This window comes from Rubrivivax gelatinosus IL144 (assembly GCF_000284255.1).
Classification (GTDB): domain Bacteria; phylum Pseudomonadota; class Gammaproteobacteria; order Burkholderiales; family Burkholderiaceae_C; genus Rubrivivax; species Rubrivivax gelatinosus_A.
Map to the genome: position 1 here is coordinate 4742091 of NC_017075.1, position 12622 is coordinate 4754712.

General features: G+C 71.5%; 11 protein-coding genes. 3 read left to right on the forward strand and 8 right to left on the reverse strand.

The window, feature by feature from the left end; translation table 11 throughout:
- Positions 1-5 precede the first annotated feature (5 nt).
- Together RGE_RS21625 and RGE_RS21630 are read left to right on the forward strand one after the other, a co-directional pair.
- A complete protein-coding gene (locus tag RGE_RS21625; protein ID WP_014430613.1) occupies positions 6-554 on the forward strand; it encodes a pilus assembly PilX family protein in 549 nt (182 codons plus the stop codon).
- A gap of 14 nt (positions 555-568) precedes the next feature.
- Complete coding sequence (locus RGE_RS21630) at positions 569-3982, forward strand: pilus assembly protein (RefSeq protein ID WP_014430614.1); 3414 nt, start codon at positions 569-571, stop codon at positions 3980-3982.
- A gap of 24 nt (positions 3983-4006) precedes the next feature.
- On the opposite strand, the gene RGE_RS21635 is transcribed toward RGE_RS21630, so the two are convergent.
- The 6 genes from RGE_RS21635 to RGE_RS21660 all read right to left on the reverse strand — a co-directional run bounded on the left by RGE_RS21635 (position 4007) and on the right by RGE_RS21660 (position 10359).
- A complete protein-coding gene (locus RGE_RS21635) occupies positions 4007-4645 on the reverse strand; it encodes a histidine phosphatase family protein (protein WP_014430615.1) in 639 nt (212 codons plus the stop codon).
- Between the two features lie 28 nt (positions 4646-4673).
- Positions 4674-5303 carry a YbhB/YbcL family Raf kinase inhibitor-like protein gene (locus RGE_RS21640; protein WP_014430616.1) on the reverse strand — a complete coding sequence of 210 codons (630 nt, stop codon included), beginning with the start codon at positions 5301-5303 and terminating at the stop codon, positions 4674-4676.
- A 61-nt stretch (positions 5304-5364) separates the two neighbouring features.
- Entirely contained in the window at positions 5365-5682 is a 318-nt protein-coding gene (locus RGE_RS21645) for a DUF1840 domain-containing protein (protein WP_014430617.1), read from the reverse strand.
- The gene (locus tag RGE_RS21650; RefSeq protein ID WP_014430618.1) at positions 5679-6923 is read right to left on the reverse strand and encodes a class I SAM-dependent methyltransferase; all 1245 of its coding nucleotides are present in this window, start codon (positions 6921-6923) and stop codon (positions 5679-5681) included. The genes RGE_RS21645 and RGE_RS21650 overlap by 4 nt, the downstream gene beginning before the upstream one ends.
- 59 nt (positions 6924-6982) lie before the next feature.
- Positions 6983-9079, reverse strand: coding sequence for a putative bifunctional diguanylate cyclase/phosphodiesterase (locus RGE_RS21655; protein ID WP_014430619.1), 2097 nt, complete (start codon positions 9077-9079; stop codon positions 6983-6985).
- The gene (locus RGE_RS21660; protein ID WP_014430620.1) at positions 9076-10359 is read right to left on the reverse strand and encodes an HD-GYP domain-containing protein; all 1284 of its coding nucleotides are present in this window, start codon (positions 10357-10359) and stop codon (positions 9076-9078) included. Before RGE_RS21660 ends, RGE_RS21655 begins: the two co-directional genes overlap by 4 nt.
- Before the next feature lie 293 nt (positions 10360-10652).
- Between RGE_RS21660 and RGE_RS21665 the strand changes: the two genes are divergently transcribed.
- The gene (locus tag RGE_RS21665) at positions 10653-10835 is read left to right on the forward strand and encodes a DUF3563 family protein (protein ID WP_014430621.1); all 183 of its coding nucleotides are present in this window, start codon (positions 10653-10655) and stop codon (positions 10833-10835) included.
- Here RGE_RS21665 and RGE_RS21670 read toward each other — a convergent pair whose 3' ends face one another.
- Both RGE_RS21670 and RGE_RS21675 read right to left on the reverse strand, forming a co-directional pair.
- The gene (locus tag RGE_RS21670; RefSeq protein WP_014430622.1) at positions 10836-11438 is read right to left on the reverse strand and encodes a rhomboid family intramembrane serine protease; all 603 of its coding nucleotides are present in this window, start codon (positions 11436-11438) and stop codon (positions 10836-10838) included.
- A gap of 11 nt (positions 11439-11449) precedes the next feature.
- The gene (locus RGE_RS21675; protein WP_014430623.1) at positions 11450-12442 is read right to left on the reverse strand and encodes a recombination-associated protein RdgC; all 993 of its coding nucleotides are present in this window, start codon (positions 12440-12442) and stop codon (positions 11450-11452) included.
- Positions 12443-12622 lie beyond the last annotated feature (180 nt).

Consider the following 12622-nt stretch of genomic DNA (forward strand, 5'->3'; position numbering starts at 1 on the left):
GGCCGATGAAGCGTGCCCTGCGCCGCCTGAAGCGCCGCGCCGAGCGTGGCGTGACGATGGTCGTCGTGCTGATCCTGCTGACCGTGATGCTGCTGGGCGGCCTGGTGCTGGCGCGCATGACCGAGGCCAGCACGATCGCCGGCGGCAACGTCGCCTTCCACGAGTCGGCGCTGCAGGCCAGCGAGATCGGTCTGAACACCGCGTTCACGGCCGTCAGGAACCTGAGCAACGAGCAGATGGCCGCCAACAACTGGTACTCGCCGGTCGAAGTGGCCAAGGACAGCAAGGGCGTGCCGAACGTCACCTGGAGCAACGCGCCTTCGATCGCCGTCGGCGCCAACACGGTGCGCTACGTCGTCGAGCGCGCCTGCACCGTCGCCGACGTGGACTACCCGCTGCGCGAATGCCTGGTCAAGCAGATTCCCCAGCCCAAGAGCCGGGTCGCCGGGTCCGAAGAGCTCGAGCCGCCCAACTCCAAGCAGTTCCGCATCACGGTGCGCGTCGAGGGCCCGAAGGGCACCGTCGTCACCGTGCAGTCTCTCGTGACCAAATGAGCAAGGGCCGAACGATGAAGTCCGTCCTGCAGTTCTCCACGTCCGCCGCCGCGCTGGCCGTGCTGCTGGCCGCGGCCACCGCGTCGGCCACCGACATCGCCGAGCTGCCGCTGAAGGCCTCGGTGCTGGCCAAGCCGAACGTCATCTGGGGCCTCGACGACTCGGGGTCGATGGACTTCGAGGTCATGCTCAAGACCAACGACGGCGCGTTCTGGTGGGACACCACCAACAGCACCGGCTACAGCGCGGGCCAGCCGATCTTCTACGACGCCGGCACGTCCAGCACCCAGTACCGCAAGCTCGCCTACCTGTTTCCCAACGGCTCGGGCGACGGCGAGCGCGAGCTGACCGACAGCACCAACGACCATTTCGCGATCATGCCGAGCGACGACTTCGCCTGGCTGCGATCGTCCGCGTACAACCCGCTGTACTACAACCCCGGCGTCACCTACAAACCCTGGTCGCCGGCCTACATCGGCAGCGCGGTGCAGGAGTTCGGCAACGCGACAGCGTCGTCGGCCAAGTCGCACCCGCTGTACGCCTCGTCGATGGACCTGACGACCAACGTCACGATCCCGTCGTCCTTCGACTCCACGCAGCTCAACCGCACCTTCATCGCGTTGAAGGGCATGAAGATCCCGTCGGGCGCGCGCTACTGCAACTACAACTCCGGCAGCGTCTGCAGTTCGCCGAACTCCGCGTCGAGCACCTTCACGGTGACCTCGTCGACGCCGCAGCGCGTCTGGATGTCCTACTACCCGGCGACCTACTACACCAAGCTGTCGTCGGCGACCTGCCCGACCGGCGCGACCTGCGTCGACGCCCCCGACGGCGCCAAGCTCCAGCGCCACGAGATCAAGGCGGCGAACTACTCGACGACCGCCGAATACAACGCCGCGATCCAGAACTTCGCCAACTGGTTCCAGTACTACCGCAAGCGCAAGCTGATGCTCAGCGCCGCCAGCGGCCAGGTGCTGGAGTCGCTGACCGGCCTGCGCATGGGCGTGGTCAACTTCAACAACCAGGCCAGCGTCACGATGTACGACATCGACTCGACGAGCGCCTCGACCAACGGTCGGCGGCTGGCCGGCATCTTCTACGCGAACCCCTCCAGCGGCGGCACGCCGACGCGCGAGACGCTGAAGTACATCGGCGGCCAGTTCACCGGCAACAGCAGCGTCATCCAGTACGCCTGCCAGCGCAACAACGTCTTCGTCGTCACCGACGGCTTCGCCTACGCCAACAGCGTCTCGCCGCCGAGCTACGACCAGTCGACCTACGGCACCGGCGCGCCCTACGAGACGATCTACAGCAACACGCTGGCCGATCTGGCGCTCGCCTACTACACGATCAACCTCAACAGCACCTTCGCCACCGGCAAGGTGCCCGCGACCACCACCGACACCAACACCAACCTGCACCTGAACACCTACGCGATGACGCTGGGTGCCAAGGGCACGATCTTCGTCGACGAGAACACGGCGGTGCCGACCACGACCTCGGCCTGGCCGAATCCGAGCTCGGACCGCAGCCCGACCGCGGTCGACGACCTCTGGCACGCGACGATCAACGGCCGCGGCAAGATGTACACCGCGTCGACGCCGACCGAGACCGCCGAGCGCATCCAGCTCGCGATGAACGACATGCTGAGCGCCGTCGGTGCCCAGAGCGGGGTCGCGGTCAGCACGGTGAACCTGCTGCGCGGCGACGGCTACGCCTACATGGCGACCTACAACCCGGCCGGCTGGTCGGGCGACCTGACGGCCAACACGATCGACGCCACGACCGCCGTCATCGCGACCGCGCCGTCCTGGTCCGCGGACACCCAGCTGCGCGCCCGCAACCTGACGGACAACCCGCGCCAGATCGCCACCGACAGCGGCAGCGGCGGCGTCGCCTTCACCGCCGCCAACGTCGGCGACACCGTCAACCCGAGCGCCGTCTACGGCACCTCGGCGGACCTCTTCGCCTACCTGCGCGGCGCGCGCACGCTCGAAGGCACGACCTACCGCCGGCGCACCAGCCTGATGGGCGCGGTGATCAACGCCGAGCCGGTCATCAGCCGCAGCGACAACGTCGTCTACCTCGCCTCGGGCGAAGGCATGCTGCACGCCTTCGACATCGCCAAGACGACCGCCAACGACGGCACGGTGAGCTTCGACGGCGACGAGCTCTGGGCCTTCGTGCCCAACGCGGTGCTGCCCGACATCGGCCAGACCGCCAAGCGCGCCTACACCTTCAAGACCCAGCTCGACGGCACGCCGGTGATCGGCAAGACCGGCACGTCGAGCAAGCTGCTCGTCGCCGGCATGGGCGCGGCGGGCCGCAACTACTACGCGCTGGACGTCAGCGACCCCCGCAGCAACACCGAGGCCAACGCCGCCTCCTGGGTGAAGTGGCAGTTCCCGGGGGCGTCGACCAGCAGCTACACGAGCAAGGTCGGCCAGACGCTGGGCAAACCCGTCATCGCCAAGGTCGGCGAGAACTACCGCGTCATCGTCACCTCGGGCTACAACGCGACCGTCGACAACCGCGGCCGGCTGTTCGTGCTCGACAAGGACACCGGCGCCGTCGTCAACGAGTACGTGACGAGCGACAGCTCGCCGGCCAGCGACACCGGCCTGGCGCACGTCTCCGGCTACCTCGAGGACGACGGCACGGTGCGCTACGTCTACGGCGGCGACCTGCTGGGCAACCTCTGGCGCTTCGACCTGACGCTCGAGCCGACGAACGCCAACGCCGTCGTCAAGGTGGCGGTGCTCAAGGACACCAGCGGCAACCTGCAGCCGGTGACGGCGGCGCCCGAACTGGTCGGCATCGACAGCCGGCGCGTCGTCCTGATCGGCACCGGGCGCCTGCTCGCCGTCAGCGACTTCGGCAGCAGCCGGGTGCAGACCTTCTACGCCATCGCCGACGGCAGCACGCTGGGCCTCACCGGCAGCACCGGGGCGCGCGCCTCGCTGGTCAAACGCGTCTACACGCGCAACACCAGCACCGGCAACGGCGCCATCACCGACAAGGACGGCGACGCCTCGGACAACGAACGCTTCGACGCCATCGACTGGACGACGCAACGCGGCTGGTACATGGACCTGCCCGCCGGTGAACAGGCCAACACCAGCCCGTCGGTGGCCTACGGCGCGATCGCGTTCACGACCAACGTCGCCGGCCGGACCGACTGCACCGCCTCGTCGTGGCTGTACATCCTCGACTTCAAGACCGGCTCGGTCTACGAGAACTCGAGCTTCGTCTCGACCCAGATCTCGCCGGTGGCCAACGCTTCCGGGGTCAACGCCGTCGTCACCACCGACGGCAAGGTGCGCGGCCTGGTGCAGACGACCAACGGCGACCCGACCACCAAGGACCTGGCGCTCAAGCCGACGATCCCCTCGGCGAAGAACTCCTGGCGCGAGGTGCGCAGCGAGTGAGGCCGCCGGCCGGCGCCGCGGCGCTCAGGCCGAGGCGTCGTCCAGGCCACCTTCGAGGTGGCCGTGGTCGTTCCAGCCGACCAGCACCAGCGCGCCGTCGGCGTGCAGCAGGCGGTTGATGCTGGCGTTGCCCAGCGTCCAGGTGCGCGGCGCGTCCAGCGCGATGCGTGTCGCGGCGCGGTACAGGCAGTCCAGCACGCCGCCGTGGGCGACGACGGCGATCGTCTGCCCCGGGTGGCGGGCGGCCAGCGCCAGCACCGTCGGCACGACACGGCCGTAGAAATCGACCAGGCGCTCGCCGCCTTCGGGGCCCCATTGCGGGTCGCGCCGGCGCCAGCGCAGCGTCTCCTCGGGCCAGCGCTGCTCGATCTCCGGGAAGGCCTGGCCCTCGAAACGGCCGAAGGCGCGTTCGCGCAGCCCGGGCTCGGGCGTCACCGGCAGGCCGGCGACGGCGCCGATCGCCGCCGCGGTGTCGGCAGCGCGCAGGAGGTCGCTGCTGTAGATCGCCTCCAGGCCTTCGTCGGCCAGCGCCTCGGCGGCGCGCGCCGCCTGCCAGCGGCCGACGCGGTTCAGGCCGATGTCGAGCTGCCCCTGGATGCGCTGGCCGACGTTCCAGTCGGTCTCCCCGTGCCGCAGCACGACGAGGCGGGTGGCCTCGTTCATGCGCGGCCCCCGTCGGCGGCGCGCACCGTCACCGCACGAGACGCCGGTTCAGCGTGTAGGTACCCGAGAAGGTGGCTTCGGCGCAGACGTGGCCGGCCAGCGCACGCCGCACCACCGGGCCGGTGAACGAGCCCTCGACCGGCAGACGGTCGAGCACGACGGCGTAGAGCGTGAACACGTAGTGGTGCACCAGCGAGTCGTTGAACGGCGGGAACGGACCGTCGTAGCCGTGGTACTGGCCGGCGAACTGGGCATCGCCCGCGAACCAGCCGGTGTAGTCGTTCAGGCCCTGGCGCGCGCCGTTGGGCAGATCCGGGCCGGGTTTGCCGCGAGGCGTGAAGCCGCGGCTGTACTCGCCCTCGGCGATGACCGCCGGGCGCGGCGGCAGGTCGACGAGCACCCAGTGGAAGAAGTCCACGCGCTCGAGGTCGGCCGGCACCTCGCGGTCGGGCTGGTTGACGTCGTCGGGACGGCTGGGCACGTCGAAGTCGTGGCAGATCAGCACCAGCGAGCGCGCCTCGGCCGGCACGTCGCTCCAGGCGAGGTGCGGGTTGAGGTTCTCGCCGAAGCCGACCTGCCCCGCCTCGTCGAGACGGCCGGCGGCGTAGCGCGCCGGGATGCGGTCGCCGTTGGTCCAGCTGTCGCTCCAGAGTTTCATCGTGTTCCCTCTTCGGTCCGGTGCCGCGGCACCGCGCACGCCGGCCTTCTCCGGGCCGGGCTCAGACTCCCCAGACGATCGGCTCGTCGGCCTCGCGGGCGCGGCGCAGCATCTGGATCATCGGCCAGACGCGGCTGCGCAGCGAGACCTGGCGCGCGACGCGCGCCGCCTCCCCCGCATCGCCGGCCGACGCCTCGCGGCGGGCCTCGTCGTCCTCGACGGCGGCCTGTTCGAGCGCGTCGATCGCGGCGTCCATCGCGCCGACCTCGATGATGCCCTTGGGCGCGGGCTCGCGCCCGATCAGGCGCAGCACGCGGTCGCCGTGCGGCCCGAGCATGATCAGGTCGCCGGTGGCCTGGCTCTTGAACTTGTAGATCATCCGGCTGAGTAGACGTACTGGCGGTTGAACGGGTAGGCCGATTGTGCTCCGCGCAGCGCACCTTCGCCCAGACGGCCGCTGGGCCGCGTGGCCAGCAACTGGTGCAGCGCCATCCAGCCGCGCTCGAAGCCCATCGCGCTGCCGGCCAGGTACAGGCGGAAGGCGCGCAGCGTGCGCTCGTCGGCGACGCGGCGCGCCGCCTCCAGCCGCGCCTCCAGCGCGTCGGACCAGCTCCACAGCGTGCGCGCATAGTGCGGCCGCAGGTTCTCCATGTCCACCGTCTCCAGCCCCTGCTCGGCCATCACGCGCAGCACGTGCGAGACGTGCAGCAGCTCGCCGCCGGGGAAGATGTGGCGTTCGACGAAGTCGCCGATGCCGGCGCCGAGCTGGGCGTTGCGCGTGCCCCCGGCGGTGATGCCGTGGTTCAGCAGCAGGCCGCCGGGCGCCAGCAGGCGGCGGATCTTGGCGAAGTAGGCCGGCAGCCGCGCCCGGCCGACGTGCTCGAACATGCCGACCGAGGCGATGCGGTCCCAGGGCTCGTCTTCGGGCAGATCGCGCCAGTCCAGCAGCCGCATCTGCACCCGCCCGCGCAGCCCGCGCTCGTCGATCAGGCGCTCGACGTGCGCCTGCTGGTGGCGCGACAGCGTGATGCCGGTGGCCTGGACGCCGTGGTGCTCGGCGGCCCACAGCAGCAGCGCGCCCCAGCCGGCGCCGATGTCCAGCAGGCGCAGGCCCGGGCGCAGCAGCAGCTTGCGGCACACCAGTTCCAGCTTGGCCTCCTGCGCCTGCGCCAGCGTCAGCCCCGGCTGCGCCCAGTAGGCGCAGGAATAGACGCGCCGCGGGTCCAGCCACAGCGCATAGAACGCGTCGGAGACGTCGTAGTGGCGGCGCACCTGCCAGGCGTCGCGCTGCGGGCGGTGGCGCCAGGCCGAACGCAGCCAGTCCAGCGGGCCGGCGCGCGACGCGGCCGTCGGGGCCGTGTCGGGCACCAGTTCGCCGGCGAGCTCGATGATGCGGTGCATCGGCCCTTCGAGCTCGACGCGGCCCTCGACGTAATCGCGCGCGATGCGGCCGATGCGCCCGCGCAGCAGCGGCGCCAGCGCACGCCAGGAGCGCGCCCGCAGCAGCACCGCGGCGTCGCCCGGCCCGACGCGGCGGCCGTCGGGCAGTTCGACGGCCAGCGCCCGGGCGGCCGCGGGCGCCAGGCCGCCGAGGCGGTCGAGCACGAGCTCGTCGAGCATGGGCACCTCCGCGCCGCCCGTCGCGGGCGAACCCGCAACGCCGGCAAACGGCGCGCCCGTCAGCGCACGAGGCGGATGTGGCGGCCGCCGGCGGTCGGCATCGGCCGCGGGCGCGGCGGCGGCAGGTGGCGCTCGAACGAGGCCGGGTCCATCGCCGGGGCGTAGAGGAAGCCCTGGAAGCTCTCGCAGCCCAGTTCGGCGAGGAAACGCCGCTGGGCCTCGTTCTCGACGCCTTCGGCGACGACACGCTTGCCCAGCGCCTGGGCGAGCTGGCTGATCGCGCGCACCAGGCCGACGTCGGTGTCGTCGTCGGGCAGGCCGGCGACGAAGCTGCGGTCGATCTTCAGCCGCCCGATCGGCATGCGCTTGAGCGCACCCAGGCAGGAGTAGCCGGTGCCGAAGTCGTCCAGCGCCAGCTGCACGCCCAGGCGGTCCAGCGCCTGCAGCCGCTCCAGCGCCTCGTCGGCCTTCTCGACGAGGATGGACTCGGTCAGCTCCAGCTCCAGCAGATGCGCCGGCAGGCCGCTGACGGCCAGCACGTCGGCCACCTGCGAGACGAAGTCGGGCTGGCGGAACTGCAGCGCCGAGACGTTGATCGCCACGGTCAGCGAACGGCCCGCCTCGTGCCACAGCGCCGCCTGGCGCACCGCCTGCGACAGCACCCAACTGCCCAGCGTGACGATGAAGCCGCTGTCCTCGGCGACGGGGATGAACGCCGCCGGCGCGATCTCGCCCAACTGCGGGTCGCGCCAGCGCAGCAGCGCCTCGGCGCCGCAGACGGCGCCGTCGCGGAAGCGGATCTGCGGCTGGTAGTGCAGGCGGAAGTGGCCGGCCTTCAGCGCCTCGCGCATCGCGTGCACCATGCGCACGTGCGAATGCGCGTCGCCGCCGGGCACCGGCTCGGCGAAGCGGTAGCCGGCGCGGCCGGCGGCCTTGGCGCGGCGCACCGCGGCCTCGGCCTGGCGCACCAGGTCGTCCAGCGCCTGGCCGTCCTGCGGGCACAGCGCGATGCCGACGCTGCAGGTCAGCGAGAACGGCGTGCCGTCGGCGTCGAAAGGCTGGGTGTTGACGACCTTGAGCACGCGCAGCACGGCCTTCTGCGCGCTGGCCTGGTCGGCGTCCTGCAGCAGCGCGGCGAAGTTGTCGCCGCCGATGCGCGCCAGCACGTCCTGCGAGCGCAGCGCCGCGCCGATGCGCTCGGCGACCTCGCAGAGCACTCGGTTGGCGACCTGCTGGCCGAAGCTGTCGTTGACGCGGCGGAAATGGTCCAGGTCGACGACCAGCAGCGCGAACGGCTGCTGCTCGCGGCGCCAGCGCAGCGCGGCTTCGGCCACCTTCTCGGCCAGCAGCGTGCGGTTGGGCAGGCGCGTCAGCGCGTCGTGCGAGGACAGCGTCTCCGACAGCGCGCGCACCTTGACCAGCTCGGTCTGGTCGGAGAACGAATAGACCCGGCCCTGCGGCCCGGCACGGCCCCACAGCGGGCGCGTCACGCGCTGCACGGTCTGGCCCTCGACGAGCTCCAGCCGCTCGGTCGAGGACAGCAGCGGCGCCGCGCGCAGTGCCGCCAGGCGGCGGTCGTAGCCTTCGGCGTCCAGCGTGCGCCGGCGCATCCAGTCGTGGATGCCGGTGCTGTCGCGCGCTTCCAGCAGTTCCTCGGGCACGGCCCAGATCTGGCCGAAGCGGCGGTTGAAGGCGCGCACCCGGCCTTCGAGGTCGGTGACGAGGATGCCGTCGCCGGTCGATTCCAGCGTCGCCTGCAGTTCGGCGACGACGGCCTCGCGTTCGTCCTCGGCGCGCTGTTCGCCGCTGCGGTCGCGCAGCGTCACCAGGGCGTGCGTCGGCACGCCGGCGGCGCCGCCGGGCAGCGGCTGCACGTGGCGTTCGACCGGCAGCGTGCCGCCGCCGGGCGTGCAAACCAGGCTGTCAGAGCGCAGCGGCGCGTAGCGGCCGGTGGCGATGTCGGCCCAGTAGGCGATGTCCTCGGGCGTGGCCAGCCACTGGGTCACGCGGCGGCCGAGCAGTTCGGCGACGGGCGACTCGAGCAGGCGCGTGGCCTCGGGGTTGGCGGCGACCACGGTCTGCCCGGCGAGCTCGATGATCCAGCCGGCCATCGGCAGGCTGTCGAGGAGCGGCGCCCAGGCAGCGATCAGGTTCACGCCCCGATCTCCTCGTCCAGGGCCTCGACCTCGGCGCGCGTCGGCGCGGGCTCGAAGAAATAGGTCAGGCGGTGGCGCGGCGCCAGGTACTCCAGCGCCTCGCGCGGCAGCTTGGCCGGGCTCAGGCTGCGGCGGATGCCGACCTCGGGCTCGGTCTCCAGGTCCAGGAACAACGCCTCGTCGCGCGCGATGCGCGCGTCGTGCACCAGCAGGCGCGGGCGCAGCGGGCGCGAGGAGTTGACGCTGACGACCATCGCGTAGCGCTCGTCGGACAGCTGCACCACCGAACCCGCCGGGTACACGCCCATCATCTTGATGAAGGCGTTGAGGATCGCCGGGTCGTACTTGGTGCGCGACTGCGCGAACAGGATCGACAGCGCCTCGTGCGGCGTCAGCGCCCGGGCCAGCAGCGCCGGGTTGCAGAGGTTGTCGTAGCGGTTGACCAGCGCGACGATGCGCGCCCCGGTGGCCATGCGCTCGACCGTCAGCCGCATCGGGAAGCCCGAACCGTCGGCGTGTTCGTGGTGCTGGGCCAGCACCAGCAGCGCCGCCGGCGCCAGCGTCATGCGCCGGCCCTGCGCGACGCCGCGCGCGACGTGGTCGCGGTAGGCGTTGAGTTCGGCGCTGGTGAAGCCGTCGTCCAGGTGGTGCAGGCGGTCGGGGATGTCGATCTTGCCGACGTCGTGCAGCAGCGCGCCGACGCCCAGGTCCAGCATCTCGTCGCGCGCCAGGCCGAAGGCGCGGCCCAGCAGCAGCGAGATCACGGCGACGTTGAGCGCGTGCGCGGTCGCGCGGTCACCGGCACCGGTGCTCAGCAGGCGGATGCACATCTCGCCGTCGACCAGCATCTTGTCCAGCAGCGCGCCGGTCAGCGACTCGGTCGTCAGACGCGCCTGCTCGGGACGCTGCGGCACCGAGTCCAGGGCATCGCGCCAGGCGCGTCCGGCCTCGATGTACTGGCGCTCGCACTGCTGCGCCGCGGCGCGCTGGGCGGCCAGCGCCTCGCGGCGGCGGCGGGCGGCGCGCTGCTCGGGCGTGTCGAAGGGCGCTGCCGGCGTGGCGGCGGCGCCGGCCGGCGCCTCGGCGGGCGGCTCGTCGTCGAGCGCGCTGCGCTCCGGCGCCCAGCGCAGACGCTGCAGCCCGAGCGAGCGGATCGTCGCGATCTGCTCGGGAGAGCTGATGCGAAAGCTCGACAGCGGGAACGGGTGCGACATCCACCCGAGATCGAGGTGGACGTACATCCCGACCCGCAAATCCTGGACGGCGATCGTTTGCGACATCGAAGAAGTGGTCCGGTTGGCCGTCATGCCGGGCACGACGGCGGTATCGACTCCATTTCGGCGCCGCGCGGCTTTACTTGAACCCTCGCCGCGACATTGCGTGACGCGCACACGACCCGGGTCAAGGACGGCACGAGGAAACGCCGAAATGCACCAAATTCGAGCAATCCTGCCGTGATGATGCGCCAGCTTCGTGCGCGCTCTGATTTATCACAATCCGGCATGACCTGAGCACGATCAAACTGGCTGCCAGACCATCGGAGCGGGCCAGCCAAAAGCCGGCCTGTGGAGCCATGAGCGTTGTCGAGATCCTGAAAGCCCTGTTGCCCGACCTGGAATCGCAGCAGGAACGCGACGAGAACTACCTCGCCACCAGCGAGGACGACGCCGACCTCGAGCGGCGATTGCACGAACTCGACGACCGCGGCCGCGACGTTCCGGCGCAGGCGATCGCCCTGGGCCTGTACGAACGCTGATCAGCCCAGCCAGGCGGCCAGCGCCACCGCGACGGCCGTCGGGTCGGTGATGCCGACAAAAACCAGGCCGACGACTGCACCACCGAGGTGCGCGTCGTGGTTGACGCGGCCGAAATCCTGGCGCGACGCCCAGATCGTGTACGCGAGGTAGCCCAGCGCGAACAAGGGCGCGGGCAGCGGCACCGGCAGCGGGAAGACGTAGATCGACCCGGTCGGGAAATAGACGATCGAGGCGAACAGCACCGCCAGCACCGCACCCGAGGCGCCCAGCGTGCGGTAGGCCGGCTCGCGCCGGTGCTGCAGCCAGGTGCCGAAGGCGCTGCCGGCGATGCCCGCCGAGTACAGCAGGGCGAACGCGGCGCTGCCGATGCGCCGCTCCAGCGCGAACGCGAACGCCCAGAAGGTGAACGCGTTGAACAGCAGGTGCGGCCAGTCGGCGTGCAGGAAGGCCGAGCTGACGACCGTGCCCCACTGGCCGCGGCGCGTCACCCAGAACGGCCGGAACAGGCCGCGTTCGAGCCAGTCCTCGCGCCAGCGCAGCGCCACCGCGCTGGCGACGACGATGGCGAGCAGCAGCAGCGTCGCGACGGGGGCGCCGAACATCGTGCCGGCGCTCAATCCCAGGGCGCGTCGGCCGTCGTCGCCGTCGTCGTCGCGGCCGCCGCCAGCGTGGGCGCGGGAAGCGGCGCCGGCGCGGCGTCACTGCGCTCCTGCCAGCCGCCCAGCGCCTCGGCCAGGTCGGCGATCAGCCCGGTCATCTCGCCGGTGACCAGCGCGACGTCGCCGTCGAAGTCGCGTCCTTCACGCTGCGCCTGGGCCTCGGCCTGCTCGAGCACGCCGTCGAGCAGCTTGATGCGCTTGATGGCCATCGATTCCGCGAGCACGAAGGACACCCGGCCCTGCCAGGTCATCGCCAGCTGCGTCGGCAGCTTGCCGGCGCGGATGTGCTCGCCGATCTCGTCGAGCTCCAGCGTGTGGCGCGCGTAGCGCACCGCGGCCTTCTCGCTGTCCGGCTGCTTGAGCTCGCAGTCGCGGTCGATCGTGAAGCCGGCCGGCGCTTCCTTGTCGGCCAGCCAGGCGGCCATCGCGGTGGCCGGCGCGAGCTGGGTCTGCGCCAGCCCGAGGCGAAAGCCCCCGCCCATCAGCTCGACGAGGCGGGTGACGATGGCGTCGGCCTTCTTCGCGCCGGTGACGCCGAGCACGACCAGCCCGGCCTTGGGCGCGATCCAGACCATGGTCGCCGAGCGCTTGGGGAAGGCGCGCGGCAGCAGTTCGCGCACGATCTCCTCCTTCAGCTCCTTGGCGCGTTTGCCCTTGGGGCGGCGGCCGGTCTCCTGCTCGACGGCGTCGAGCCGGCGCTCGAGCTCGTCCTTGACGACGCCGCCGGGCACGGCCTTGGTCTCGGCGCGCAGCTTCAGGATGATCTGGCCGCCGACGTTCTCGGCCAGCGCGCCGTGGTTCTCGCCGCGCGGCTCGACGAAACCCGAGGACTCGGGGTCGGTGGCGCCGCAGGGCAGGAAGCGGGCGCCGGCCAGACGGTCCTCGATCTCGGCGAGATCGGGCGCGTCCCAGTGTTCGATGCGGTAGACGAGGGCGTTCTTGAACATGCGGCGGGAAGTGGAGTCGGTCCCCGGCGGGCGGGGAAACGGTCGAATCTAGCAGGTCGGGCGACAGCGCCGCGCGCCGGCGGGTCACCCGGATAATCGGCCGGCGCCGCCGTGGCGCCCCGCCGTACGCTGAAGTGACGCCCGTCCCCGACCTCCCGCCGCCGCTGCCCGATCTCCAGG

What these genes read in the sequence shown, in the direction of transcription:
- RGE_RS21625 (WP_014430613.1), top strand. Translation starts at nt 6, where the DNA reads ATGAAGCGTGCCCTGCGCCGCCTGAAGCGCCGCGCCGAGCGTGGCGTG.
- RGE_RS21630 (WP_014430614.1), top strand. Translation starts at nt 569, where the DNA reads ATGAAGTCCGTCCTGCAGTTCTCCACGTCCGCCGCCGCGCTGGCCGTG.
- RGE_RS21635 (WP_014430615.1), bottom strand. Translation starts at nt 4,645, where the DNA reads ATGAACGAGGCCACCCGCCTCGTCGTGCTGCGGCACGGGGAGACCGAC.
- RGE_RS21640 (WP_014430616.1), bottom strand. Translation starts at nt 5,303, where the DNA reads ATGAAACTCTGGAGCGACAGCTGGACCAACGGCGACCGCATCCCGGCG.
- RGE_RS21645 (WP_014430617.1), bottom strand. Translation starts at nt 5,682, where the DNA reads ATGATCTACAAGTTCAAGAGCCAGGCCACCGGCGACCTGATCATGCTC.
- RGE_RS21650 (WP_014430618.1), bottom strand. Translation starts at nt 6,923, where the DNA reads ATGCTCGACGAGCTCGTGCTCGACCGCCTCGGCGGCCTGGCGCCCGCG.
- RGE_RS21660 (WP_014430620.1), bottom strand. Translation starts at nt 10,359, where the DNA reads ATGTCGCAAACGATCGCCGTCCAGGATTTGCGGGTCGGGATGTACGTC.
- RGE_RS21665 (WP_014430621.1), top strand. Translation starts at nt 10,653, where the DNA reads ATGAGCGTTGTCGAGATCCTGAAAGCCCTGTTGCCCGACCTGGAATCG.
- RGE_RS21670 (WP_014430622.1), bottom strand. Translation starts at nt 11,438, where the DNA reads ATGTTCGGCGCCCCCGTCGCGACGCTGCTGCTGCTCGCCATCGTCGTC.
- RGE_RS21675 (WP_014430623.1), bottom strand. Translation starts at nt 12,442, where the DNA reads ATGTTCAAGAACGCCCTCGTCTACCGCATCGAACACTGGGACGCGCCC.